The 25,157-nt window shown below is 45.8% G+C and carries 19 protein-coding genes and 1 other annotated feature; of the genes, 13 read left to right on the top strand and 6 right to left on the bottom strand.

Annotated elements, in window-relative coordinates:
* Positions 1 to 497: 497 nt before the first annotated feature.
* Both KI743_RS18930 and gltB read right to left on the bottom strand, forming a co-directional pair.
* Complete coding sequence (locus KI743_RS18930; protein WP_285467748.1) at positions 498 to 1,967, bottom strand: glutamate synthase subunit beta; 1,470 nt, start codon at positions 1,965 to 1,967, stop codon at positions 498 to 500.
* Entirely contained in the window at positions 1,967 to 6,514 is a 4,548-nt protein-coding gene (gltB, locus tag KI743_RS18925) for a glutamate synthase large subunit (RefSeq protein WP_285467747.1), read from the bottom strand. Before gltB ends, KI743_RS18930 begins: the two co-directional genes overlap by 1 nt.
* Before the next feature lie 531 nt (positions 6,515 to 7,045).
* Between gltB and KI743_RS18920 the strand changes: the two genes are divergently transcribed.
* From KI743_RS18920 to KI743_RS18905, 4 genes are all read left to right on the top strand, one after another.
* The gene (locus tag KI743_RS18920) at positions 7,046 to 8,002 is read left to right on the top strand and encodes a TIGR01212 family radical SAM protein (protein WP_150870935.1); all 957 of its coding nucleotides are present in this window, start codon (positions 7,046 to 7,048) and stop codon (positions 8,000 to 8,002) included.
* An 81-nt stretch (positions 8,003 to 8,083) separates the two neighbouring features.
* A complete protein-coding gene (locus tag KI743_RS18915; protein WP_032553141.1) occupies positions 8,084 to 9,856 on the top strand; it encodes a diguanylate cyclase in 1,773 nt (590 codons plus the stop codon).
* A 126-nt stretch (positions 9,857 to 9,982) separates the two neighbouring features.
* Positions 9,983 to 12,328, top strand: a complete 2,346-nt coding sequence (arcB, locus tag KI743_RS18910; RefSeq protein ID WP_032553142.1) for an aerobic respiration two-component sensor histidine kinase ArcB — start codon at positions 9,983 to 9,985, stop codon at positions 12,326 to 12,328.
* A 7-nt stretch (positions 12,329 to 12,335) separates the two neighbouring features.
* Positions 12,336 to 12,779, top strand: coding sequence for a hypothetical protein (locus KI743_RS18905; RefSeq protein WP_285467743.1), 444 nt, complete (start codon positions 12,336 to 12,338; stop codon positions 12,777 to 12,779).
* Positions 12,780 to 12,903: 124 nt separating this feature from the next.
* Here the strand turns inward: KI743_RS18905 and arcA are convergent, their stop codons facing one another.
* Positions 12,904 to 13,620 (bottom strand): two-component system response regulator ArcA, encoded by a 717-nt coding sequence (gene arcA, locus KI743_RS18900; RefSeq protein ID WP_004741534.1) that lies wholly within the window; start codon positions 13,618 to 13,620, stop codon positions 12,904 to 12,906.
* A 542-nt stretch (positions 13,621 to 14,162) separates the two neighbouring features.
* On the opposite strand from arcA, the gene KI743_RS18895 reads away from it, so the two are divergent.
* Positions 14,163 to 14,648 (top strand): putative 4-hydroxy-4-methyl-2-oxoglutarate aldolase, encoded by a 486-nt coding sequence (locus KI743_RS18895; RefSeq protein WP_032553144.1) that lies wholly within the window; start codon positions 14,163 to 14,165, stop codon positions 14,646 to 14,648.
* A 67-nt stretch (positions 14,649 to 14,715) separates the two neighbouring features.
* Here KI743_RS18895 and KI743_RS18890 read toward each other — a convergent pair whose 3' ends face one another.
* Positions 14,716 to 15,183 carry a ribonuclease regulator gene (locus tag KI743_RS18890; protein WP_152468163.1) on the bottom strand — a complete coding sequence of 156 codons (468 nt, stop codon included), beginning with the start codon at positions 15,181 to 15,183 and terminating at the stop codon, positions 14,716 to 14,718.
* Between the two features lie 320 nt (positions 15,184 to 15,503).
* Positions 15,504 to 15,619: a sequence feature (Thr leader region), on the top strand.
* Between the two features lie 31 nt (positions 15,620 to 15,650).
* Between KI743_RS18890 and thrA the strand changes: the two genes are divergently transcribed.
* The 4 genes from thrA (at position 15,651) to KI743_RS18870 (ending at position 21,152) form a co-directional block, all read left to right on the top strand.
* Positions 15,651 to 18,110 (top strand): bifunctional aspartate kinase/homoserine dehydrogenase I, encoded by a 2,460-nt coding sequence (thrA, locus tag KI743_RS18885; RefSeq protein ID WP_150870947.1) that lies wholly within the window; start codon positions 15,651 to 15,653, stop codon positions 18,108 to 18,110.
* A 17-nt stretch (positions 18,111 to 18,127) separates the two neighbouring features.
* Positions 18,128 to 19,084 carry a homoserine kinase gene (gene thrB, locus KI743_RS18880; protein ID WP_032553216.1) on the top strand — a complete coding sequence of 319 codons (957 nt, stop codon included), beginning with the start codon at positions 18,128 to 18,130 and terminating at the stop codon, positions 19,082 to 19,084.
* A complete protein-coding gene (thrC, locus tag KI743_RS18875) occupies positions 19,081 to 20,364 on the top strand; it encodes a threonine synthase (protein ID WP_032553148.1) in 1,284 nt (427 codons plus the stop codon). The genes thrB and thrC overlap by 4 nt, the downstream gene beginning before the upstream one ends.
* Positions 20,365 to 20,492: 128 nt before the next feature.
* Entirely contained in the window at positions 20,493 to 21,152 is a 660-nt protein-coding gene (locus KI743_RS18870) for an NADPH-dependent FMN reductase (protein WP_285467804.1), read from the top strand.
* 71 nt (positions 21,153 to 21,223) lie between these two features.
* On the opposite strand, the gene grcA is transcribed toward KI743_RS18870, so the two are convergent.
* Positions 21,224 to 21,601, bottom strand: a complete 378-nt coding sequence (grcA, locus tag KI743_RS18865) for an autonomous glycyl radical cofactor GrcA (RefSeq protein WP_150895821.1) — start codon at positions 21,599 to 21,601, stop codon at positions 21,224 to 21,226.
* Positions 21,602 to 21,928: 327 nt separating this feature from the next.
* On the opposite strand from grcA, the gene nfo reads away from it, so the two are divergent.
* From nfo to KI743_RS18845, 4 genes are all read left to right on the top strand, one after another.
* Entirely contained in the window at positions 21,929 to 22,834 is a 906-nt protein-coding gene (gene nfo, locus KI743_RS18860) for a deoxyribonuclease IV (RefSeq protein WP_150895820.1), read from the top strand.
* A 114-nt stretch (positions 22,835 to 22,948) separates the two neighbouring features.
* A complete protein-coding gene (locus tag KI743_RS18855) occupies positions 22,949 to 23,083 on the top strand; it encodes a hypothetical protein (RefSeq protein WP_285467742.1) in 135 nt (44 codons plus the stop codon).
* 197 nt (positions 23,084 to 23,280) lie between these two features.
* Positions 23,281 to 23,961, top strand: a complete 681-nt coding sequence (gene ung / locus KI743_RS18850; protein WP_285467740.1) for a uracil-DNA glycosylase — start codon at positions 23,281 to 23,283, stop codon at positions 23,959 to 23,961.
* Positions 23,962 to 24,047: 86 nt separating this feature from the next.
* Entirely contained in the window at positions 24,048 to 24,599 is a 552-nt protein-coding gene (locus KI743_RS18845) for a hemerythrin domain-containing protein (RefSeq protein ID WP_150870955.1), read from the top strand.
* 69 nt (positions 24,600 to 24,668) lie between these two features.
* Here the strand turns inward: KI743_RS18845 and KI743_RS18840 are convergent, their stop codons facing one another.
* Positions 24,669 to 24,857: a DUF3545 family protein gene (locus KI743_RS18840; RefSeq protein ID WP_152468167.1), complete on the bottom strand. Its 189-nt coding sequence runs from the start codon at positions 24,855 to 24,857 to the stop codon at positions 24,669 to 24,671.
* Positions 24,858 to 25,157 lie beyond the last annotated feature (300 nt).

Raw genomic sequence — 25,157 nt, 5'->3', positions numbered from 1 at the left:
GATTGCTTGCAGTTGAGACTGCGGGTTCCTTTGGCATGTATCACTACAGTGCCGAAGCCTCAGCTTATATCCCAATCGTGAGTGAAGCCTTTCACAACATCGAATGGGGAAACCAACCAGACTGCTCCTGCAGAAAATGTTGGTTTTCTTATTTGAACGATTCTTGTTCTTTTAAAGCGATCTCCATACTTATCATGTTAAAAAATTGATAGCAAGTAGTTGGTTTTCTAGCTAGGGGGATTTTGAATAGTTAATTAATCTGTAAATGCGCGCTAAAAATGACCAAGTTGTGATTTTTTCTATTGTTTTGTCGTATTTTCTAGACTTATTAACCCAGTTGATAATGATTATTAATCATTGTTGTTACATGTCATTTTTTCGTCTTAATTCATAAAAAATGGATAAATAGATAAATAACAAGCGTACTGTATTGCAGAAACAAAAAAGGCCAACACAGAGTGTTGGCCAAAAGTTTGGAAGGAATTGTTATTAAAATTCTATGCAGAAAGCATCAAAGAGTCTGCTTTCGCTTCTAGGTTTGAGTTGCCCATTAGGAAGTCATCGATAGCAATAGCACATTCACGACCTTCGTTGATACAACGTACAACCAGAGATTGGCCCGTACGCATATCACCCGCTGCAAACACACCTTTTTGGTTGGTTGCGAAGCCGTCAGTTGCTACGTTGCCGCGATCATCCAGTTTGATGTCCAATTGAGCAAGTACACCTGTTGGTTCTGGGTGTAGGAAGCCCATTGCTAAGAATGCCATGTCACATGGAATAACACGCTCTGAGTTTGCTACTTCTTCAAACCCTGGGCGCTCATCAGGCTTAGCATCTTGCCAAACGATGTCTGCGATTCGTAGACCAGTGACTTCGCCTTTATCGTTACCGATAAACTCCTTAGTCAGAATGTTCCAGTGACGCTCACAACCTTCTTCGTGAGAAGTGGTTGTTTTCATGATCATTGGATACTGAGGCCAAGGCATGTTTGCAGGACGCTTCTCTGGTGGGATCGGCATGATCTCAACCTGAGTAACGCTTGCTGCTTTATGACGGTTAGACGTACCCACACAGTCGGAGCCGGTATCACCACCACCGATTACTACAACATGCTTGTCTTTCGCGTGAATCTCTTCACCCTTAAGATCCATGTCATTTGCACGGCGGTTGTTTTGGCCAAGGAATTCCATTGCGAAGTGAACGCCTTTTAGTTCACGACCTGGAACAGGAAGGTCACGTGGAACCGTTGAGCCACCTGTTAGCAGTACCACATCGAACTCTTGACGAAGCTGTTGTGCATTCACATCAACACCGATGTGCTGGTTTACTTTGAACTCAACACCCGCTTCAGCCATCAAGTTGATCTTACGATCAATCACGTCCATACCCAGTTTGAAGTCTGGGATACCGAAACGCAGTAGGCCGCCCACTTTCTCATCACGCTCAAATACTGTCACTGAGTGACCCGCACTGTTTAGTTGCTCAGCTGCTGCAAGACCTGCAGGGCCAGAACCGATGATCGCGATCGTTTTACCTGTGCGAGAGCGAGGTGTTTTTGGTTTTGCGTACCCTTCACGGTACGCAGTTTCTACAATCGTCTTCTCGATATTACAGATAGTGATTGGGTCTTGGTTGATACCAAGAACACAAGCGCTCTCACAAGGAGAAGGGCACACACGACCTGTGAATTCAGGGAAGTTGTTGGTAGAGCTTAGAATGTTCCAAGCCTCTTCCCAGCTGTCACGGTAAACCGCGTCGTTAAATTCTGGGATGATGTTACCAATCGGACAACCGCTGTGACAGAAAGGGACACCACAGTCCATACAACGAGAAGCTTGAGTATTGATCTTGTCGCCAAACTCTTCGTTAAGTACGAACTCTTTGTTGTCTTCGATACGAACTGATGGGTCGAGCTTCTTTGGAAGCTCACGACCATGCTCTAAAAATCCAGTAGGCTTACCCATTATACTGCCTCCACTTGTTCCGTTTGTGCTTGCTCTGCTTCAGCCTTACGCTTTTGAAGTACCGCTTTGTAGTCGCGCGGCATAACCTTAACCATTGAGGCTAGGCTTACTTCAAAGTTGTCTAGGAAAGACTGAGCAACTTCACTTCCTGTGAATTGAACCTGCTTAGTTAGCATCTCTTTCAGTAGTTCACGATCTTCTTCTTCGATTGGATCTAGGTCTACCAATTCAGGGTTTAGCTTAGTTTCGAAGTCACCAGACTTATCCCAAACGTAAGCCACACCGCCACTCATACCTGCCGCAAAGTTACGACCAGTTGAGCCAAGGATTACTGCGACACCACCAGTCATGTATTCACAACCGTGGTCACCAACACCCTCTACAACCACTTTCGCGCCTGAGTTACGTACACAGAAACGCTCACCTGCCATACCGCGGATGTATGATTCACCAGAGGTCGCGCCGTAGAAACATACGTTACCTACAACGATGTTATCCTCAGCAACGATGGTTGATTTCGCATCTGGGTAAAGTACTAGCGTACCGCCAGATAGGCCCTTACCCCAGTAATCGTTCGCATCACCTTCCACTTCGAACTTCACGCCCTTAGCAAGGAAAGCACCGAAAGATTGGCCCGCAGAACCATTGAACTTCACGTTCATTGGTTGAGGTAGACCTGCGTCTTTGTAAACCTTTGAGATTTCGTTCGAAAGCATGGTACCCGCAGAGCGGTCCGTGTTGATGATAGGGAATTCCGCGTCTACGGCTTCGCCTTTTTCAAGTGCTGGAATCGCAGCTTGGATCAACTTACGGTCTAGAACTTCTTCTAGGTTGTGGTTCTGCTGTGTTTGGTTGTAAACACCATCTTCATCACGAGCTTGCTCAATGTGAAGCACAGGAGACAGATCTAGGTTCTTGTATTTCCAGTGTTGGATGTCTTCACGCACTTTCAGTTTGTGCGATTGACCTACCATCTCATCGATAGTGCGGTAGCCAAGCTCAGCCATCACTTCACGTAGACCTTCAGCCATGTACTGGAAGAATGTCACTACGTCTTCTACGCGGCCGTCGAAGCGCTCACGTAGCGTTTTGTTTTGTGTTGCGATACCAACAGGACAGGTGTTCTTATGACACTTACGCATCATGATACAGCCTTCAACAACCAACGCTGCTGTTGCTACACCCCATTCCTCAGCACCCAGAAGTGTTGCTACTGCAAGGTCGCGAGGAGTTTTCATCTGACCATCAGATTGAACCACGATACGGTTACGTAGGCCGTTCTTCAGAAGCGTTTGGTGCGTTTCTGCTAGACCTAGCTCCCAAGGTAGACCTGTGTGACGGATTGACGACATCGGTGATGCACCTGTACCACCATCGAAACCAGCGATAAGTACAACGTCAGCTTTCGCTTTAGCAACACCTGATGCGATGGTACCAACGCCCGCTTCCGATACTAGCTTCACGTTGACGCGGCCCGCACGGTTTGCGTTCTTCAAGTCGTAGATCAGCTGAGCCAAATCTTCGATTGAGTAGATATCGTGGTGCGGTGGTGGCGAGATTAGACCTACGCCCGGAGTCGAGTGACGTGTTGCACCGATCCAGTCATCAACCTTATCACCTGGTAGTTGACCACCTTCACCCGGTTTCGCGCCTTGAGCCATCTTGATCTGTAGCTCATCTGCGTTCGTTAGGTAGTAAGACGTCACACCGAAGCGGCCTGAAGCAACCTGTTTGATTGCTGAGCGTTCCCAGTCACCGTTCTCTTTGCGCTCGAAACGCATTGGATCTTCACCGCCTTCACCAGAGTTCGATTTCGCGCCGATGCGGTTCATCGCTACTGCCAGTGTAGAGTGTGCTTCGTAAGAGATAGAACCGAATGACATTGCACCTGTCGCGAAGCGCTTAAGGATGTTTTCGATTGGCTCTACTTCTTCTAGCGGGATTGAACCTGCTGGGTTCTTAACAAAGTCTAGTTGGCTACGTAGCGTTGCTGCGTTATCGCCTTGGTCATCTACCGCTTTCGCGTATTTCTTGAACTGAGCGTAGTCTTTGTTGCGCGTTGATTCTTGTAGTAGTGAGATAGTCTCAGGGTTAAACAGGTGTTTTTCACCACGTTGTTTCCATTGGTAAACACCACCCACATCAAGCACTTGTACTGGGATTTCACGAGTCGGGAAGCCGATACGGTGACGTACTAGAACTTCCTTAGCGATATCATCGATCGTTAGACCTTGGATACGTGAAACCGTACCTGTGAAGTACTTATCAACCACAGACTTGCTGATACCCAATGCTTCGAAGATCTGTGCACCGTGGTAAGACTGCAGTGTTGAAATACCCATCTTCGAGAAGATCTTCAGAAGACCGCCATTGATTGACTTACGGTAGTTTTCGAACAGCTCGCGAATGTTTGTTTCCGGATCAAGCTTCTTCGTACGCTGCAGGTCAACCATAGTTTCGATAACTAGGTATGGGTTCACTGCGTTTGCGCCGTAACCGATCAGAGTTGCAAAGTGGTGCGTCTCACGAGCATCACCTGTCTCAACCACAATGTCACACTTCGCACGTAGACCCTTACGGATTAGGTGGTGGTGAACTGCGCCAACCGCCAGCATTGCTGGGATTGCAGCATGGTTCGAGTTAACCGCGCGGTCTGTTAGAAGGATGATTGAGTAACCATCGATAACGGCATCTTCTGCGTACTGACAGATACGCTTAAGTGCACGCTCTAGTTTGCCTTCGTCTTCGCTTGCTTGGAATACGATGTCTAGCGTCTTCGCTTGAAGGTGCTCGTTATCGATAGCACGTAGTTTCTCAAGTTCAGAGTTAGATAGAACTGGCGACTCAAGCTCTACTTTTTGACAGTGCTCTGGAGACTCAGCCAGTAGGTTCTGATCTTTACCTAGGTAAGTGTTCAGAGACATAACCATACGCTCACGAATCGGGTCGATTGGCGGGTTAGTTACCTGAGCAAACAGCTGCTTAAAGTAGTTTGATAGATGTTGTGACTGGTGCGAAAGAATCGCTAGTGGCCAGTCGGCACCCATTGCAGAAAGTGGCTCTTTACCATCTTTCGCCATCGGTACAATGATTTCGTTGACTTCTTCAGAGCTTACACCAAACGCTTGCTGCTTGTGCAGTAGCTTCTCTGGTGAAGGCTGGCTGAATTCGTTGCTCGCATCTGGCAGTTTTTTCAGGCTCAGTAGGTTCTCTTCAACCCACTTCTCGTATGGCTGTGCTGATGCAATGCCGTCTTTCACTTCTTCATCAGAGATGATGCGACCTTGCTCTAGGTCAGCGACGAAGATACGACCTGGTTGTAGACGACCACGGAACTCAACGTTCTCTGGTTCAATTTCAACAACACCAGACTCTGAAGCCATTACTAGGAAGTCATCTTTAGTGACTGTGTAGCGAGAAGGGCGCAGACCGTTACGGTCAAGGGTTGCACCTACTTGAACACCGTCTGTGAAACATACAGATGCTGGGCCATCCCATGGTTCCATTACGTTCGCGTGGTACTGGTAGAACGCGCGACGAGTTGGATCCATGTTTTTGTTTTCTTGCCATGCTTCAGGGATCATCATCATCAATGCATGTGGCAGGCTGCGACCAGACAGAACTAGGAGCTCAAGTGCCATATCGAAGTTAGATGAATCCGAGCTGCCTTCCTGACAGATAGGCAGTAGCATGTCGATCTCAGCCTGAGTGAACAGGTCAGATTCGATGATCGCTTCACGGGCTTTCATCCAGTTCAGGTTACCGCGAACTGTGTTGATTTCACCGTTGTGAGCGATGTAACGGAAAGGCTGTGCTAGACGCCAGCGAGGGAATGTATTGGTAGAGAAACGAGAGTGAACTAGCGCAAGAGCACTTACCATCGTTGGGTTTTGTAGGTCTAGGAAGTACTGAGGTACTTGTTCAGTGGTTAGTTGACCCTTGTACACAACCGTCTTGTAAGACATAGAGTTGATGTAGAAGTCATCACCAATGTTAGACACACTCTCAAGGCATACTCGAACCGTGTAGTTACGTAAAACGTACAGTTTACGCTCTAGCTCTTCAGGTGTGATACCTGGGCCACCAGAGATAAATACATGCTCGAATTGAGGCTCTGTGCTCAGTGGATCGGCGCCGATCATTGAGTTATCAGTTGGCAACACACGGTAACCGATCACTTCTAACTCTAGGCGTTGTGCATTGCGCTCCATAATGTCGCGACATTGTGCACGTTTGTGTTCGTCTTTAGGGAAAAGTACAACACCAACACCGTATTTTTCAAAAGATGGCAGCTTAATACCTAGCTTTACCGTCTCTTCAAGTAGAAACTCGTGTGGTTTTTGCAGCAAGATACCTGCGCCATCACCTGAACACGGATCGCAGCCTTGGCCACCACGGTGTTCCATTCGAGCTAGCATATCTAGTGCTTGGGTCACTACTTCATGAGACTTACGGTTTTTGAGGTGAGCTACAAAACCGATACCACAAGCGTCATGCTCCAATTCAGGAGTATACAGACCCTGTGAGTTCTGCTCTTGATCTACCATAGATACATCCTTCCAGTTAAATCTAGGCGTAACTAGTTTGCACTTCGTCAGCCTTGTCCTTTTATATTTATGAGTCTAAACCTGCCCTGTGTTGGCGGTTTGAGTCCTTTCTGTCTCTCGCAGGAAAAATTTTGCGAGAAAAACAATCCTTAGTGATATCCGTTTTTTTTTGACCACAAACTAGTGGTTTATATAGGTGGGATTTGGATAACACCGATTTATTAGCAAGTTTGAGCTGTAATAAAATACTCAAAAAATGCCAATATGTGTAAGTATCCTACAATTTTGTTAAGGATAATTGCAATGAAAGTTGAACGATGTAGACCATTTTTTTCGTTTTGAATTGAATTTTTTGCATAACATTTGTGCAACATTAGGCAAATAGAGCCGTTTTTTTGCATTTTTATTGATATTTGTTAGGTGTCTCGCAAACGCTTTTCAGTAAGCTGCCCGGCTTAATTTATGAAATCCTGTAATTAACTTTCATAGATGAAATTGATATTCATTCCTATTTAGCTTGGTGCACCTCTCATGCAATTACACGAACTGGTCAATACGATTGGTCAAGATCTCCAGCGTCGCTATGGCGAAAAGGTCCATAAACTGACTTTACATGGTGGTTTCAGTTGTCCTAACCGTGATGGAACCATTGGTCGAGGAGGCTGTACTTTTTGTAACGTTGCGTCGTTTGCAGACGAAGAGACTCAAGTCCAAAGTATTGCAGCTCAGCTCAACGATAGAGCGGGTGAAATTGCACGAGCTAAAAAGTATCTCGCTTATTTTCAGGCTTACACCAGTACTTATGCAGAAGTTCAGGTGTTGAAGAATATGTATGAAGAGGCGCTTAAAGCACCGGGTGCTGATATCGTTGGATTGTGTGTTGGAACGCGCCCTGATTGTGTCCCAGATTCCGTATTAGAGCTGCTGGCTGGTTATGTAAAACAAGGCTACGAGATCTGGTTAGAATTGGGACTACAGACCGCAAATGATCAAACGTTAAAGCGTATCAACCGTGGTCACGATTTCGCTATCTATGAGAGTATCACCAAGCGTGCTAGGGCATTAGGTATCAAGGTGTGTACCCATTTGATCGTTGGTTTACCTAAAGAGACTAAAGCTGACAACCTTGAAACATTAGATCGTGTTTTAAACGTTGGTACAGATGGAATCAAACTGCACGGCTTACATATTGTTGAGGGCAGCACTATGGCTAAGGCGTGGAAAGCCGGCAAGTTAGAGGCTCCATCTTTAGAAGAGTATGTCGATATTGCTACGGATATGATTCAGCGTACTCCGGCTGAGGTGATTTATCATCGAGTCTCTTCTGCAGCGCGTAGACCAACTTTGTTGTCGCCATTGTGGTGTGAGAATCGTTGGCTCGCCATGACCGAGATTGGTCGTTCACTAGATAAAAGTGGCGCTCAAGGCTGCAAGAATGGCGAGGCTTTTGTCTATACCTTGCCACAGCTCAACCCGACGCCGAATTAACCTGCAGCGGCTTGTAGAGATAAAAAGATCAATTAGTGATAAGATCCGCCCTTATTAAAGATGTATATAGACAGAGGGTAGATGGAACCATTGATGACTTGGTTGTGGGACAATGCGATTTGCTATGGATCGTTTATTGTTACCCTTCTGCTGTTTACCTTGTTCGGCTGGTATCTCTATTCCCGTTATCAAGCGCATATCGAACATCTGCTGCTCGCCACGCCTGCACCTTTGTGTATGGTCGATGTTAAGAGTGGCGAAATCGTGCATGCGAATCGTCAGGCTATGCAATTATTGGGTATCCGTCAGATGGGGACTCATTTCCGCTACCCAACCAATGACTGTCAAACTGCTTTCTCTGAAAATCTTTCTAATCATCAAAGTAGCCACTCTTTTGAACAATGCCTGATGTGGGCGTTATCTGAGTTCGAATCTCGCAAGGTCAACATGCTAGGGCGCAAGATGATCTTCCGCGGTAAACGTGTATGGATGCTCTACGCAACGCCGCATAAACACTCTAGTGAAGAGCAATCTCAAGAATTGCGAGAGCTTAATGTTGCTCGTACCGCTTTGGATTCGCTGTCTGAATTGATTTATGTAAAAGATCAAAAGGGCGATCTCGTGGCTAGTAACCGATCGTTTAAGAAGTTTTGGCATGGTCGTCTAGAAGAGGGCACGCTGAGTGTGTCGAGTGGCGCGCTAAAAGGGCGAGTCAGCCAACGCAGCTGGACGACCGATCAAGAAGGAAAGAGCTGCCTGCTTGAGACCTATCAAAGTGTGTTGATTGATGGAAATGGGGAGAGGATTGGTACTCTCTCCATCAGCCATGATGTGACCGATTGGCATGACATGCAGCAACAACTGCGCGATGAGATGGAAAAGCGTAAAGACACTGAGGTGGCGTTGGCTCAGAGAGACACCATTCTTCAAAACATCTTAGAGGCTAGCCCAGATTCGATCGGTATCTTCAATGAGAACATGGTTTATCAGGCGTGTAATAAGCCGTTTGTTGCCGCATTGGGGATCTCTGAGGTGAGTGACTTAGTCGGCAAGCGCCTACAAGACGTTGTGCCAAATAGCATGTACTTACGCCTTTCAGATTCTGATCATCAAGTGCTTCATCAAGGAAAATCACTGCGCTACATCGATAAGGTCGTCTCAAGTGATGGTGAACAGACTTGGTACGATGTGGTGAAATCTCCATTTAAAGATCCTGCATCAAGCACCAGCGGCGTGTTGATCATGGCGCGTGATATTTCAGAGCGTTACTTAGCAGAGCAGAAACTAGAAGAGGCGAACTTAGAGCTAGAGCGCTTGAGCTTCTTAGATAGCCTGACTCAAGTTTCTAACCGCCGCCGTTTTGATGAGCAGCTTTCTACCTTGTGGCATTTCCATGTACGAGAAAGGCAGCCGCTCACCATCATGCTATGTGATATCGACTACTTTAAAGGCTATAACGATTTCTATGGTCACCAACAAGGTGATGACGCTTTGATTCAAGTATCAAAAGCCTTTAAACGCGTGCTCAACCGATCGTCTGACTGTGTTGCGCGTTACGGTGGTGAAGAGTTTGCCTTCATATTGCCAAACACAGCAACTGAAGGTGCTCAGCTGGTGGCGCAACGTATCCATGATGAGATTCAAAGCCTTGGCATTGTTCACGAAAAGTCTCTGGTTTCTGAGTGGGTGACAGTGAGTATCGGGGTGGTTTCTTACATTCCAACGCTCGATGATGAGATGGAATCGGCGGTTGCCTTGGCTGACAGCGCCCTTTATCAAGCTAAAGCGGATGGACGTAATCAAACTAGTGTTCACCCCAGCTCAACAGGGCGTCTCCATACCTTGGGTTTATGAGCCATCAACAGACACCAAGATAAGCGTAATTAAATGCCCGCATGGCTGTTGCATGTGATGTGGCTAGCTTACCTCCCTTGTCTAAACAGGGTAGAATATTGCTAGTCTTATCGCATGGAGCGCTAAATGAAACCCATGAAAAATCTCGCCCAGTATTACGTTGATCTTCTCGTAAAGCTGGGAATTGTCCGATTCTCTATTCTCCTCGCATTAGCACTGGTCGCACTCGCGGTCGTGGTTCAAGTTGGTATCACTCTGGCTCTCAAAGGTAATGTCGATGATATCGATATTGTCCGCTCTGTCTTCTTTGGTTTGGTTATCACTCCTTGGGCCGTCTATTTTCTCTCCGTCGTTGTTGATCAGCTGGAAGAGTCTCGTCAGCGCCTGGCTAAATTGGTCTCTAAACTTGGGGACATGCGCGAGCGTGACCAAGAGCTAAACAACAAACTGCAGCTCAATATCGAGAAGCTTAACCAAGAGATCGAAGAGCGTGAAAAAGCTGAAGAGGCGCGTGCTGAAGCAATGCATGACCTAGAGAACGAAGTCTTTCAACGCGAACGCACTCAGCTTGAATTGGCGGAGAGAACCGCTCTTTTGCGTTCTTTCATTGATGCCTCTCCTGACCTTATCTATTACCGCAATGAAGATGGCGTATTCTCTGGATGTAACCGAGCCGTTGAAGAACTGACTGGTAAAACAGAGAAAGACCTAGTTGGCTTAACACCTTGGGATGTCTACAGCAAAGAGGTGGCTCAGCAAGTGGTTGAGACCGATGAAAAGGTCTTTGCTGACAATCAAGCCGTCACTTATGAGCAGTGGCTAGAGTACCCTGATGGGCGTAAGAACTACTTCGAATTGCGCAAAGTTCCTTTCTACAGCAAAGATGGTCGTCACCTTGGCTTGGTGGGCTTTGGGCGTGATATTACTGAGCGTAAAGAGCACGAAGAGTCGCTTGAGAAAGCCAGTCGCGATAAGACCACGTTCATTTCAACCATCAGCCATGAGCTGCGCACCCCGCTTAACGGTATTGTCGGCTTGAGTCGTATGCTACTCGATAGTCAATTGACGACTGAGCAGCGTAAACATATGCAGACTATTAAGGTCAGCGCCGTGACGCTTGGGAATATCTTTAACGATATTATCGACATGGATAAGTTCGACCGACGCAAGCTTGAGCTTTTCCCGACGCCAATTAATTTTGAAGACTTTGTTTCTGAGATGGAGAGCATCTCTGCATTGATGGCGGAGCAGAAAGGATTGAGGTTCGATCTCGAAAGACTATCTGATCTGCCAACAGCAGTAGAAGTTGATGGCACTCGCTTGCGCCAAGTGCTGTGGAATCTCGTTAGTAACGCGATGAAGTTCACCAAAGACGGCGGCGTGGTAATGACGGTGAGCGCGGATATCGAAGATGACTTCGCGCATATCACGATGGAAGTGGAAGACACCGGTATTGGTATTCCAGAGAGCGAAATCGACAAGATCTTTGCGATGTATTACCAAGTGAAATCCGGCTCTGATAACTTACATGCCGTTGGGACGGGAATTGGATTAGCCGTCTCGAAGCAGTTGATTAACATGATGGACGGCGACATTACCGTAAGCAGTGAAGAGGGCTTCGGCAGTACCTTCACAGTCTCGATTCGTGTACCTGTTAATCACGATACTCAAGCTCTAGTGAAGACGCCAAGAAAGCAGTCGCAATTGAATATCTTTATGGTGGAAGACATTGAACTCAATGTTACGGTTGCCCGTTCGCTGCTTGAGAGTTTAGGTCACAAAGTGACGGTGGTCATGACTGGTAAAGAGGCGCAGATTGCGTTCAACCCGCAAGAGTTTGATCTGGTCTTGCTAGATATTCAACTTCCAGACATGACCGGTTTTGATATCGCTAAGTACTATCGTGAGAAGTACTCAGAGTTACCACCGCTGGTGGCGTTGACGGCCAATGTGCTTAACAACAAGAAAGAGTACCTCAACAAAGGGATGGATGATGCCATCAGCAAGCCGCTATCTGTGAAAGCGATTCAAGATGTGATTGCTAAGCTGATAGAGAGCGAGCAACCGGATAAACCACAAGTGATTGAAGAGGCACAAGTGGTGGAGCCGAAAACTACGTCCATAGACACCAGCTTGCTTGATATTGAGATGCTAGAGTCTTATGTTGATATTGTTGGCCCTAAGCCTGTGCTTGATAGCATCGCGATGTTTGAAGATATGATGCCTGACTACATGGATATCCTAAACTCAAACATGGTGGCAAAAGACCAAGCCAATATCGTTTCAGAAGCACATAAGATCAAGGGGGCTGCAGGCTCGATTGGTTTGAAACGAATTCAACAAGTGGCGCAAAAAGCGCAATCACCGGATCTACCAGCATGGTGGGAGAACATCTCAGATTGGGTCGATGAAATTAACAACGAATATCAGAACGACATTGAAGTCTTAAAGAGTTGGTTAAATCAAAGGTAGAAGAATAATGAAAAAAATAGCATTCGCCGCCTGTGTTGTGGCATTAGCGGGTTGTTCTGCACCACAAGTAGAATGGCAACAAGACAACCAAGTCGAAGTTTCTACTACGACCATCACAATGAAAAGTAATCTTTGGCTAAATAAGATGCCAACCATTGGTGAAGCACAAGATAAGACACTGCATGGTGCCATTTACCTTGAATCAGATTCTCAATTACCAGCGACACTGGCTGTTGAGAGTGTCACTGTTAAACAGGGCGCGGACACGCTACTTATTACTGGCGATGACCTAGACCTAAGAACGCACAATGAAACGCAATGGGAAGTGGCGTTTGTGTGGCAGCTAGAGATCGACAGCGAACAACCTGTTGATGTTGCAGTGGAGCTGAAAGATGGTGAAGCGGTGAAGTGGCTAGTTGAGAAAGACGTCAAAGTGGATACGGTTTACTAAATAAGTGCTTCAGTAAATCAAGAATAGCGTGCTCCGGCATGCTATTCGTGCCGCGTGAAACGGGTATTAAAAAAGGGAGGATGCTGAGCATTCTCCCTTTTTCTATTCACTGTGATGGTGTGAATTAGTCTTCTAGATCACCACAGAAGCGGTAGCCTTCACCGTGAATCGTAGCAATGATTTCTGGCGTACCAGATACTGATTCAAAGTGCTTACGAATACGACGGATAGTTACGTCTACTGTACGGTCATGTGGCTTAAGCTCACGGCCAGTCATCTTCTTAAGAAGGTCTGCACGTGTTTGGATCTTGCCTGGGTTCTCACAGAAGTGCAGTAGTGCACGGAACTCAGAGCGAGGCAGCTTGTAGCCTTCGCCATCTGGGCTTACTAGAGAGCGGCTGTTGATATCCAAAACCCAACCGTTGAATTCGTACTTCTCAACGCTGCGCTTCTCTTCTTGAACAGAGCTTGTGCTCATTGAACGGTTCAGAAGGTTGCGTGCACGGATAGTCAGTTCACGAGGGTTGAAAGGCTTAGTGATGTAATCATCTGCACCAATTTCTAGACCAAGGATTTTGTCTACTTCATTATCACGACCAGTTAAGAACATTAGCGCAACATTTGCTTGCTCACGTAGTTCACGAGCAAGTAGAAGGCCGTTCTTACCAGGTAAGTTGATGTCCATGATAACAAGGTTCACTTGGTTGTCAGACAGCACTTGGTGCATCTCTTCACCGTCGCTAGCCTCAAAAACAGCATATCCCTCTGCTTCAAAAATACTCTTAAGAGTGTTACGAGTTACTTGCTCATCTTCTACGATAAGAATCTGCGGGGTTTGCATTTTGGCGGTACCTAAATTTGTGACGAAACTGTGCTAATAGAATAAATTCTAGGCAAAAACATAACATACAGGTAATGTAATTTTGATGATAACTCAAAGTTTTCAAAAATACACTTACTTCCAGCTGTCTGCCTTCCTTGAAGTATTGCCAATAACGTAAATCCAGTACGCCTTTTAATCATTCTGTTAGTGATTGCTGAGAATTCTATAATGTTAACAGCATGCTAACAACGCGATAATGTTAATTCCATTCACTTTGTTGATTTATATCAATTGCTGTCTGGTATCAAACTTGATTAGTATGAGCTACTGCTTAATCAACACTATAAATGATTAAATAGCCATAAATATGGAATGGCTATTCGAACTGGCTCGTATATTTTGCTTTCGTAGTCACACTTACCTACATCAAGAGTAGGCTGTGGAACCTAGGAAGCGATAAGCTGTCTTTTAATTATAGACGTATTGAAAACAAAGGATTTATTTTTACTTTAAGCATGGGACTCGCGGCATGGGCTGCCTGTCTCGCTCATGGAGGATATATGCACGATATAACACCGGACTTATGTGATGAGTTCGAAAGCAAAGTGACGCTACTCAATCTCCCTTTACAGAACTACGGCCAACGTGCTGCGTTCTGGGGCGAAATTGTAACAGTGCGTTGCTATCACGATAATTCTAAGGTTCGTGATGTGTTAGAAGGTGACGGAAAAGGTAAGGTACTGGTGGTCGATGGAAACGGCTCTTGCCAAAAAGCCTTACTCGGTGATCAACTTGCCATATTGGCGATTGAGAATGGCTGGGAAGGCGTGATCGTCAATGGTGCTATCCGTGATGTCGGTATGATGTCGCAGATGGATCTTGGTGTTCAAGCTCTAGGATCTTCACCGTTCAAAACTGAGAAACGTGGCAGTGGCCAAGTGAATGTGACGCTGACGATTCATAACCAACTGATTCAGCCTGGTGACTACATCTATGCTGATTGGAACGGAGTGCTCCTCTCTTCAGAGCTTCTGATCAACCCGTAGCTAGCGATTTTTAAGTGGAAACGGGAAACGGTTTGGAAGTTGAAGTGACCTAGAACCAGCAATCTGCTTAAAAACGAAAACCAATCCCAACTTCCACACCTTGCTGCCACTCTTCGTAATCGAGGGTGGCATGCAGGTCTAGGTTATCGGTCAGCTGCACTCGGCTGGTCACCTCGGCTGCAATCGACTTTTCTTTTCCTTGTTCAACATCCTCTTCATTACTGTAGGTATGCAGAGTACTGTTGAAAGAGATGCGATCACTCAGTTGATAGCTTACGCCACTAAGGAATCCATTTTCATGCCTTAGAGCATCGCTATTGATACGAGCACCTACGAACAGATCGACGTTCTTAAACACCGAGTATGAGTAGCCACTGTCGACTTTCCAAACATCGAATGATTCATTGGTTGAACTTTGGCTAGAGATAAAAAACTTGTGTGCAGAGGTGTCGAGTTGGCTCGGTAAGAGAGGCAACGAATTCGCGTTACAAATAACAGGCATAGCAAAGGCTAAAAGAAATAGTAATCTTTTCACTTCCCACTCCTGATGTCGTTATTATTTGTTATATACGCTTGTTGTCTAATTAAAGCACAGATCTTGGTGGTTAGCTGTACGAACCAGATACCTTTTTGCTCAGAATTAATAAGCAACAGGTTGCTTTTGCGATCTAGAGCAAACTCTGTTCATTTTTTATGCCTTGCATTTCATGGCTACTTTCTGCTCTAAATAACGTCTTACTATGAAAAATGTCGTGAATGCGAAAAAAAAGTAACTTTTCATTGACGAGATGTAGCAAAACTTGATACACGTAGAGATAAGCAAACGCAGAGAATTGAATATGCAGCACTCAAGCCACCTAGTAATGACCACAACCATTATTATTACCGACATTACAATTGTTGGGGCAGGCTGCTAACTAACGGATTTACAAATAAAGGCCTGTATCCCACAAGATACAGGCCTTTTTTTATACCATTTTTACGACTTATGGAGAGGAAGGGATGCGAGTTTTAAAGTTTGGAGGTTCATCATTAGCGGACGCCGATCGTTTTTTGAGAGCGGCGGATATCATCGCTAATAATGCCCAGCAAGAAGAGCTAGCGGTCGTGCTATCAGCACCAGGCAAAACAACGAACAAGTTGGTTGCGGTGATTGAGTCGGCACTTAAACATGGTGAAGCGGAATCTCAAATCAAAGAGATTGAGTCCTCTTTTGTAGCACTATTTTCTGACATTAAAGCACTGGTTCCGGGCGTGGATGGCACGGCTTTCCAAGAGCAAGTTGAGACATCACTGACTCAACTACGTCAGTTTGTAAACGGTATTGACCTATTAGGCATGTGTCCTAACCATGTTAATGCGCGCATCATCAGTAAAGGTGAGCGTATCTCTATCCAGCTGATGAAGGCTGTATTAGAAGCAAAAGGTCAGCCAGCGAATCTTATCGACCCGGTTCAGTACCTATACGCGAAAGGTGATCACCTAGAAGCGATGGTTGATGTTGATGTCTCTACGCAGAACTTCCGTCAAAATCCTCTTCCTCAAGGACACGTTAACATCATGCCTGGCTTTACTGCCGGTAATGAAAAAGGTGAGCTAGTTACACTAGGCCGAAATGGTTCTGACTACTCAGCAGCGGTATTGGCAGCGTGTCTGCGTGCTGATTGTTGTGAAATCTGGACGGATGTAGACGGCGTTTATAACTGTGACCCTCGCCTTGTTGATGATGCTCGTCTTCTTAAGTCATTGAGCTACCAAGAAGCGATGGAACTTTCATACTTTGGCGCTTCTGTTCTTCACCCGAAAACCATCGCACCGATTGCTCAGTTCCACATTCCTTGCTTGATCAAAAACAGCTTTAACCCTCAAGGTGCGGGCACACTGATTGGTCAAGATACCGGCGAAGACAATCTAGCGATCAAAGGCATCACTACCCTGAGTGACCTAACAATGGTTAACGTTTCAGGCCCAGGCATGAAGGGCATGGTGGGCATGGCGAGCCGCGTATTCGGTGCAATGTCTTCAGCTGGCGTTTCAATTGTTCTTATTACTCAATCTTCATCTGAGTACAGCATCAGCTTCTGTATCGAGTCTGCAGATAAGCAGAAAGCACAACAAGTATTGTCTGAAGCGTTTGAGCTTGAACTGAAAGATGGCCTACTTGAGCCAGTAGAGTTCATGGACGACGTAGCTATCGTTACACTGGTTGGTGACGGCATGCGTACTTCACGCGGTGTTGCTTCTCAATTCTTCTCTTCACTGGCAGAAGTGAACGTAAACATCGTCGCGATCGCACAAGGCTCTTCTGAGCGAGCAATCTCTGCAGTGATTCCTGAAGATAAAATCTCTGAAGCGATTAAAGCGTGTCACGAAAACCTATTTAACTCTAAACACTTCCTTGATGTCTTCGTTGTTGGTGTTGGCGGCGTTGGTGGCGAGCTGGTGGATCAGATCAAGCGTCAGCAAGGTAAATTGGCAGAGAAAGGCATTGTTATCCGCGTATGTGGTTTAGCAAACAGTAAAGGCCTACTGCTTGATAGTGAAGGTCTGCCTCTAGAGCACTGGCGTGACCGCATGAACAGTGCAACAGAAGAATTCAGCCTGCCGCGTCTTGCTGCTTTGGTGCAACGTAATCACATCATCAACCCAGTACTGGTTGATTGTACGTCAAGCGAAGCGATTGCAAACCAGTATGCTGATTTCCTAGCAGCGGGTTTCCACGTTGTTACACCGAATAAGAAAGCAAACACAGCAAGCATGGCGTACTACCATCAGCTTCGTGAAGTGGCACGAAACTCACGTCGTAAGCTGATGTACGAGACAACAGTAGGTGCTGGCCTTCCGGTTATCGAGAACTTGCAGAACCTTATCTCTGCGGGTGACGAACTTGAGAAATTTAACGGCATCCTATCGGGCTCTCTATCTTACATCTTCGGTAAGCTTGATGAGGGTATGACTCTGAGCCAAGCAACTAATATTGCGAAAGATAACGGCTTTACAGAACCTGACCCACGTGACGATCTCTCGGGCATGGATGTGGCGCGTAAGCTCCTTATCTTGGCGCGTGAAGCAGGTATGGCATTAGAGCTTGAAGACGTAGAAGTTGACCAAGCACTGCCACCAGGTTTTGATGATTCAGGTAGCGTAGAAGAGTTCATGGCGCGTCTACCAGAAGCGGATGCTTACTTCCAAGAGCAGTCAGCAAAAGCGGCTGAAGAAGGCAAAGTGCTGCGTTATGTGGGCGAAATTGCCGATGGTAAATGTAAGGTTCGCATCGCTGCAGTTGATGGCGATGACCCAATGTTCAAGATTAAAGATGGTGAGAACGCGCTAGCATTCTACAGCCGTTACTACCAACCAATCCCATTAGTACTGCGTGGTTACGGTGCGGGTACTGAGGTAACAGCAGCAGGTGTATTCTCTGATGTAATGCGTACCCTTGGCTGGAAATTAGGAGTATAAGAATGAGTTCAAGTGATATGGATGTTGTAGTTTACGCTCCAGCTTCAATCGGTAACGTCAGCGTTGGTTTTGATGTCCTTGGTGCAGCTGTGTCGCCTATCGATGGCACACTGCTTGGTGACCGAGTGATGGTTAAAGCAGGTGATGAACCATTCTCTCTAAAAACAGCCGGCAGCTTTGTTTCTAAGCTGCCAACAGAAGCAAAAGAGAACATTGTTTACGACTGTTGGACAGTGTTTGCTCGTGAAATCGATAAGAAGGGTGTTGCTCTTAAACCACTAGAGATGACACTTGAAAAGAACATGCCGATTGGCTCTGGTCTAGGGTCAAGTGCGTGCTCAATTGTTGCCGCACTGGATGCCTTGAACCGTTTCCATGGTCAGCCATTGGACGAGACTGAATTGCTTGCGCTAATGGGTGAGATGGAAGGCAAGATTTCAGGTGGCGTTCACTACGATAACGTGGCTCCATGTTACCTTGGTGGCGTGCAATTGATGTTGGAAGAGCTGGGTATCATCAGCCAAGAAGTCCCTTGCTTTGATGACTGGTACTGGGTAATGGCGTATCCAGGGATTAAGGTATCGACGGCTGAAGCGCGAGAGATCCTACCATCTCAATACCGTCGCCAAGATATCATTGCTCATGGTCGTCACCTTGCGGGCTTTATTCACGCTTGCCACTCTGGTCAGCCAGAGCTTGCTGCAAAAATGATCAAAGACGTGATCGCAGAACCATATCGTGAGAAACTGCTACCAGGTTTTGCTGACGCCCGTAAATACGCGTTGTCAGCGGGAGCGCTTGCTACGGGAATCTCCGGCAGCGGTCCGACCTTATTTAGCATTTGCAAAGAAAAAGATGTCGCTGAGCGTGTTGCACGCTGGTTAGAACAAAATTACGTACAAAATGAAGAAGGATTCGTCCATGTTTGTCGTCTAGATAAGCAAGGCTCGATCGTTACAGGAAGTGAGTTATGAAGCTGTACAACATCAAAGAAAATGATGAACAAGTCTCTTTTGGCCAAGCCGTTCGCCAAGGTCTAGGTCGTAACCAAGGTCTATTTTTCCCATCAGAGCTACCAAAGTTTGATGATATCGATGCACTACTTGCAGAGGACTTTGTCCCTCGTAGCGCAAAGATCCTATCGGCACTGATTGGTGATGAACTACCCAAAGAGCAGATCGATCAAATGGTAGATGCAGCATTCCAATTCCCTGCACCTATCAACCAAGTGAAAGATGGCGTTTACGCACTTGAGCTGTTCCACGGCCCAACGCTAGCATTTAAAGATTTTGGCGGCCGTTTTATGGCGCAATCTTTGGCAGCTGTTTCAGACGGCGGCAAGATTACCATCCTTACGGCGACATCAGGTGATACGGGCGCAGCCGTTGCGCACGCGTTCTACGGTATGGAAGACATCAACGTTGTGATTCTTTACCCGAAAGGCAAGATCAGCCCACTGCAAGAGAAGCTGTTCTGTACACTAGGTAAAAACATCCACACTGTTGCTATCGACGGTGACTTCGATGCGTGTCAGGCACTGGTTAAGCAAGCATTTGATGACGCAGCACTGCGTGAAGAGATCGGTCTTAACTCAGCGAACTCTATCAACATCAGTCGTCTAATGGCGCAGATCTGTTACTACTTTGAAGCGGCTTCTCAACTGACTAAAGAGCAGCGTGAAAACCTAGTGGTTTCAGTACCGAGCGGTAACTTCGGTAACCTAACTGCGGGCTTATTGGCGAAAGCGTTAGGCCTACCGGTGAAGCGCTTCATCGCTGCGACCAATGAAAATGACACAGTGCCACGTTACCTAGAAACGGGCGAGTGGGATCCAAAGCCGACTGTTGCAACCACATCAAACGCAATGGATGTGAGCCAACCGAACAACTGGCCTCGTATCGAAGAGCTTTGCCAACTGAAAGGTTGGGGCTTGGATACACTGGGTAAAGGTAAAGTATCTGATGAGCAGAGCGCAGAATCAGTACGTGACCTAAAAGCACAAGGCTACCTATGTGAACCACACGGTGCTATCGCTTATCGTCTACTAGACGAGCAGTTGCAAGACGGTGAAACAGGCCTGTTCTTATGTACGGCTCACCCGGCTAAATTCAAAGAAGTGGTTGATGACATTCTAGGTTCAGACATCGATCTGCCAGGTCCGCTAGCGAAACACGCTGCGATGGAGCTGCTGTCTGAAGACCTTGCGAACGACTTTGATGCTCTTAAAGAAGTACTGCGTCGAGTTCAGCCATAGGTCTGAATACGTCAATTCTGATAAGAGTATGACAATGACAAACCAATCACGGTTTTGTTAGATTAAACGAAAAGGTGAGTGCCATGGGTATTCACCTTTTTTATTGGCTATTGATACGAGGAGAAGGTATGCACTTTTTGGTGTTTCTAGGCTCAGTAAGAGAAAGCACGCCACCGAAACCTGCACGAGTGGGGGAGCGAGTCAGCCAGGCGTGTTTGAAGCTGCTGAATAAAACTTACCCTGAGCACACGGTGGAGATCATCGACCCTCTTGATTATGAGCTTGGGCCGATATTCAAGCCGGAGTTTTCTTACCGACGCTCTCAGGTGCCAGCTTCGTTAAGCGAGTTAGCGGAGAAGATAAAACAAGCTGATGGTTATGTGATGGTGACTCCTGAATACAATCACTCGATGAGCCCAGCACTAGCAAACATTCTGAATCATTTTGGGAGTTCGCTGTTTTCTTATAAACCGAGTGCGATAGTGACCTATTCTGCGGGGCAGTGGGGAGGCGCTCGCGCAGCGGTATCGATGAGAACCTTCTTATCAGAGTTAGGATGTTTACCCGTGTCGGCGATGATTCATCTACCTAGAGCGCAGCAAGTCTTCAATGAAGAGGGAAGTGTGGCGGATGTATCAGAGCAGGATCAATGGGATGAATACATGAATCGAACTCTGCACCAGTTGGTGTGGTGGGCAGAAGGGGCTGCTCAGCAGCGAGATAAACTCGACCCTACCACGTTAGCCAAAGCGTTTCGCAAAGATCCTTCCCAAAGGAATGCGCCGTAAATGATAGACATAAAAAAAGCTTGGTCAGTAATGACCAAGCTTTTTAAATTTGGTTACGCTTAAGCTCTAAATTATAGAGACTCAGTGAACGTACGTGCGATAACATCACGTTGCTGTTCAGTCGTTAGCGAGTTGAAACGTACAGCGTAGCCCGATACACGGATAGTCAGCTGAGGGTAGTTCTCTGGGTGAGCAACTGCGTCTTCTAGCGTTTCGCGCTTAAGAACGTTTACGTTTAGGTGTTGACCACCTTCGATGCGAGGTGCAGTTTCGATTGCAACTTCACGGCTCTCGTACTCACCTAGATCAGCAGCTGGGATAACTTGGTCAGCTTCGAAACCAGCAGTTGCTGCAACACAACGCGCTTCGTTCTTTTCGCTATCTAGTAGCCAGATTGAGTTAAGTAGTTCGTCGTTTGCTGCTTTAGTAATTTGAATACCTTGGATCATCACTATCTCCTAGTCCACTGAATGTGGTTTGATTTATGGTGTTAACTTTCGAATTTTGTTGAGCTGGCTTATATATACCTATTTTTAGCTAGTTTAATATTGATTTAAGTCAAAAAACAACCAAAAACCTTAATTTTTTAATGGTAATTATTTTGAGTTAAATCAATAAAAGCTTTGAAAACAATATAGTTACAAAATATTTTAAACTATAAAAAATATTTAACGGTTATTTTTGTTGTAAATTTACTACAAAAATAGAGCTTTTATTGAACTGATGCGGATATAAACAAGTATTTATCCGCCATTCTGTAAGTGTGAAGTGATTTAATGACAAACAGTAATTCTCTGGAAAAAAACGCCCCGAATTCCCGCCAAAAATTCATAGGTGCTCATGTTTCTGCGGCTGGCGGTGTCGATCAAGCTCCTATGCGTGCACGAGAAATTGGCGCCAACGCATTTGCGCTATTTACTAAGAATCAGAGGCAGTGGGCGGCAAAGCCATTGGAGCCAAAAACCATCAGTGCATTTAAAGCCAACTGCAAGATGCTCGGCTTTGGCGCGGAGCATATCCTTCCTCACGATTCTTATTTGATTAACCTAGGTGCCCCAGAAGAGGAGAAGCTCGAAAAGTCTCGCGCGGCGTTTATTGATGAGATGGAGCGTTGTAATCAACTCGGTCTGACACTACTTAATTTCCATCCTGGGAGTCATTTAAAGAAAATGTCTGAAAGTGACTGCTTGGCGAGGATCGCGGAGTCTATCAATATTGCTCATCGCGCGGTACCGGATGTGATCGCCGTGATTGAAAATACGTCTGGGCAAGGGACTAATTTAGGTTGGAAGTTTGAGCACTTAGCGGAAATCATCGATCAGGTTGAAGATAAAACTCGAGTGGGTGTTTGTTTAGATACTTGCCACACCTTTACAGCTGGTTACGACTTGAGAACCAAGGAAGCCTGTGAAGCGACCTTTGCTGAGTTCGATCGTATTGTTGGTATGCACTATCTGAGAGCAATGCACATCAATGATTCAAAAGCTGAGTTCGCAAGCCGTGTCGATCGACACCATTCGCTAGGGCAAGGGGAAATTGGTTGGGCGTGTTTCGAGTATATCGCGAGCGATTCGCGTTTTGATAATATCCCGCTGATCCTAGAAACGATCGATTCTTCGATTTGGAAAGAGGAAATTCAACAACTTAGAATGTATCATCACGCATCTTTGAACGCAGAGTGATCATTGAGTACAGTAAACCTTAAAAAAGTTGTGGCTAAATGAGATTGTTGGCACCTTTCTTTCATAGTGTTTAATGAATATGTATTTCACTATGTAATAGAGGAGGGTGCCATTATGTATTCGACCACTTACACACCTAAAGCTAATCTTCATGTCTCGACGGTTCATGCGACCCCACGCTTGCCGACTCCGAATCGTCATATTCACAGTCACGGTCATCATCGAACGCCTCAGAAAGGTCAATCGTGATTCCCTTCTTTTTATTCAGCGGTGAGTATCGATGAGTCTCTATCTGCGAATTTGGACAATGATGTCTATTAATAGCGGTATGAGGTATAACTAGGCTTTACAGTCACAGTTATCACTCATCCCGCTATTTTTATCTGAGCAACTCGCTTGTGTCATTTACTAGCGTTACTTGAGTGGCATCGTTTGGGAGCAATTCAATGAGTTCGTCGCAGACTTGGCAAGAGATTATTCGTCAGCAACAGAGCCAAGCTTACTTTCAGCACATCAACGACTTTGTAGAAAAGCAAAGACGAGATGGTAAGATCATCTATCCACCCCAAGATCAGGTATTCAGCGCCTTTGATATGACGCCCTTTGAGGATGTGCGTGTGGTGATTCTTGGGCAAGACCCATACCACGGTGCTCAGCAGGCGCATGGTTTGGCCTTTTCTGTACTGCCAGGGGTTAAGATCCCGCCTTCTCTGCGCAACATGTATAAAGAACTTGCCGATGACATTGAGGGTTTTGAGCCACCCACACACGGTTACCTTGAGTCATGGGCGAAGCAGGGCGTATTGATGCTTAATACTGTTCTTACAGTAGAAGAGGGTAAGGCACATTCGCATGCTAAATGTGGTTGGGAGACGTTTACCGATCATATCATCGCGCAACTTAACGAACGCAATGAACCGATTGTTTTCTTATTATGGGGTGCGCATGCTCAGAAGAAAGGGCAAGCTATTGATGAGAGTAAGCATTTTGTCTTGAGTGCCCCGCATCCATCTCCACTTTCTGCGCGACGCGGCTTTTTTGGCTGTAAGCACTTTTCTCAAACCAATCAGCTATTGAAGTCACAAAACTTGCCTGCAATTGATTGGTGTTTACCATTTGACGTCTAGTTTGATGGTTTTCTGAGCAGCATCAAACCCGATTATCCTATCTTCATATACACTTACAAAGAGTAGGTGTAATGGAGTGCAATACTATGATGATAGAAAGGATAAGAAGAGAGCATGGTTACATGGCTCGTCTGCTCATGATTTTAAAGACCAAACTTGAGCTTCTACAGAAAGAGCGAGCGATAAACTACAGCCTAGTGGCGGAAGTGGTGCACTATTTAATGAACCACTCAGATAAGGTGCATCATCCGAAAGAAGACATTATCTACCGTCACTATTTAAAACATTACGGTAAACAGCAGGCCATCGAAGATCTGGAACTTGAACATCAGCTGTTGGCGGAGAAGACCGCTGACTTCTTAGATGTGGTTGAGATGATTCTTCAAGATGCGGTAGTTCCTCAGCAGGTGTTTATTGATCAGCTTGCAGCATTTATAGAAGCGCAGCGAAAGCACATGGAATATGAAGAGAAAGTTATTCTACCGATTATTGTCGGAGCTTTTTCGGTGCAAGACTGGCGCAGTGTTGAAGAGCTTTGGCAACAGCCCGAGGATGATCCTGTGTTTGGTGACACGATTGCCGATCAGTACCGTCAGTTGGCAATTCGAGTTCGCCAAAGTGAAGAAGAGTGTGTTTAGCTCTCTATAATAGTTGTAGAAAGAGAAAAGGCACCCAGTTGGGTGCCTTTATTTTATTTATCGTGTCTATTAAAGCTTAATATCGTCGAGGTCGAAATCTAAGCCAAGATTCATGTCCATGAGTTCTTTTTGAAGGCGTCGACGATCGTTAATCTCCTCAATCTCACGCCATTTACGCTTTAGAGGCTTTGAACGCGCTTTCTGCGTTGCACGAGGTAGATCAAGTTCAGTCATTTCGTCGTATTGAAAGTTATCCATAAGCTATATCTCCTTCCGTGGGAATAGTCCTTTCGGACCCATTAAATACCATAATTAATGCCACCATAACTTTGATTTGTTTCTCATTTGTTTCATATTCATGAAGGTTTCGTGTGGTTTTTTGACTTACCATCACACATGCGGCTCATATTTGTGTTCAAAAATTAGGCAAACAAACTTAGGAAAACGATTAAATTCACTGTCTGAGAATGTTAATTCATTGTGCGAAGCTTATGCTCCTTTCGTTACAATGCAACCAAGCACTTATCAATGAGGTAGGTAGGAGTTTTACTTGATACT

This window comes from Vibrio sp. D420a (assembly GCF_030248625.1).
GTDB lineage: Bacteria > Pseudomonadota > Gammaproteobacteria > Enterobacterales > Vibrionaceae > Vibrio > Vibrio fortis_A.
The sequence above is the reverse complement of the archived record's forward strand: the minus strand, read 5'-3'. Positions and strand labels throughout refer to the sequence as shown.

Bases quoted from the DNA above. Each gene is read 5' to 3' on its own strand.
- KI743_RS18915 (WP_032553141.1), top strand. From the start codon at position 8,084: ATGGAACCATTGATGACTTGGTTGTGGGACAATGCGATTTGCTATGGA.
- grcA (WP_150895821.1), bottom strand. From the start codon at position 21,601: ATGATCCAAGGTATTCAAATTACTAAAGCAGCAAACGACGAACTACTT.
- arcA (WP_004741534.1), bottom strand. From the start codon at position 13,620: ATGCAAACCCCGCAGATTCTTATCGTAGAAGATGAGCAAGTAACTCGT.
- KI743_RS18905 (WP_285467743.1), top strand. From the start codon at position 12,336: ATGAAAAAAATAGCATTCGCCGCCTGTGTTGTGGCATTAGCGGGTTGT.
- gltB (WP_285467747.1), bottom strand. From the start codon at position 6,514: ATGGTAGATCAAGAGCAGAACTCACAGGGTCTGTATACTCCTGAATTG.
- KI743_RS18870 (WP_285467804.1), top strand. From the start codon at position 20,493: ATGCACTTTTTGGTGTTTCTAGGCTCAGTAAGAGAAAGCACGCCACCG.
- KI743_RS18930 (WP_285467748.1), bottom strand. From the start codon at position 1,967: ATGGGTAAGCCTACTGGATTTTTAGAGCATGGTCGTGAGCTTCCAAAG.
- KI743_RS18840 (WP_152468167.1), bottom strand. From the start codon at position 24,857: ATGGATAACTTTCAATACGACGAAATGACTGAACTTGATCTACCTCGT.
- thrC (WP_032553148.1), top strand. From the start codon at position 19,081: ATGAAGCTGTACAACATCAAAGAAAATGATGAACAAGTCTCTTTTGGC.
- KI743_RS18855 (WP_285467742.1), top strand. From the start codon at position 22,949: ATGTATTCGACCACTTACACACCTAAAGCTAATCTTCATGTCTCGACG.
- thrB (WP_032553216.1), top strand. From the start codon at position 18,128: ATGGATGTTGTAGTTTACGCTCCAGCTTCAATCGGTAACGTCAGCGTT.
- KI743_RS18845 (WP_150870955.1), top strand. From the start codon at position 24,048: ATGATGATAGAAAGGATAAGAAGAGAGCATGGTTACATGGCTCGTCTG.
- nfo (WP_150895820.1), top strand. From the start codon at position 21,929: ATGACAAACAGTAATTCTCTGGAAAAAAACGCCCCGAATTCCCGCCAA.
- thrA (WP_150870947.1), top strand. From the start codon at position 15,651: ATGCGAGTTTTAAAGTTTGGAGGTTCATCATTAGCGGACGCCGATCGT.
- ung (WP_285467740.1), top strand. From the start codon at position 23,281: ATGAGTTCGTCGCAGACTTGGCAAGAGATTATTCGTCAGCAACAGAGC.
- KI743_RS18920 (WP_150870935.1), top strand. From the start codon at position 7,046: ATGCAATTACACGAACTGGTCAATACGATTGGTCAAGATCTCCAGCGT.
- KI743_RS18895 (WP_032553144.1), top strand. From the start codon at position 14,163: ATGCACGATATAACACCGGACTTATGTGATGAGTTCGAAAGCAAAGTG.
- arcB (WP_032553142.1), top strand. From the start codon at position 9,983: ATGAAACCCATGAAAAATCTCGCCCAGTATTACGTTGATCTTCTCGTA.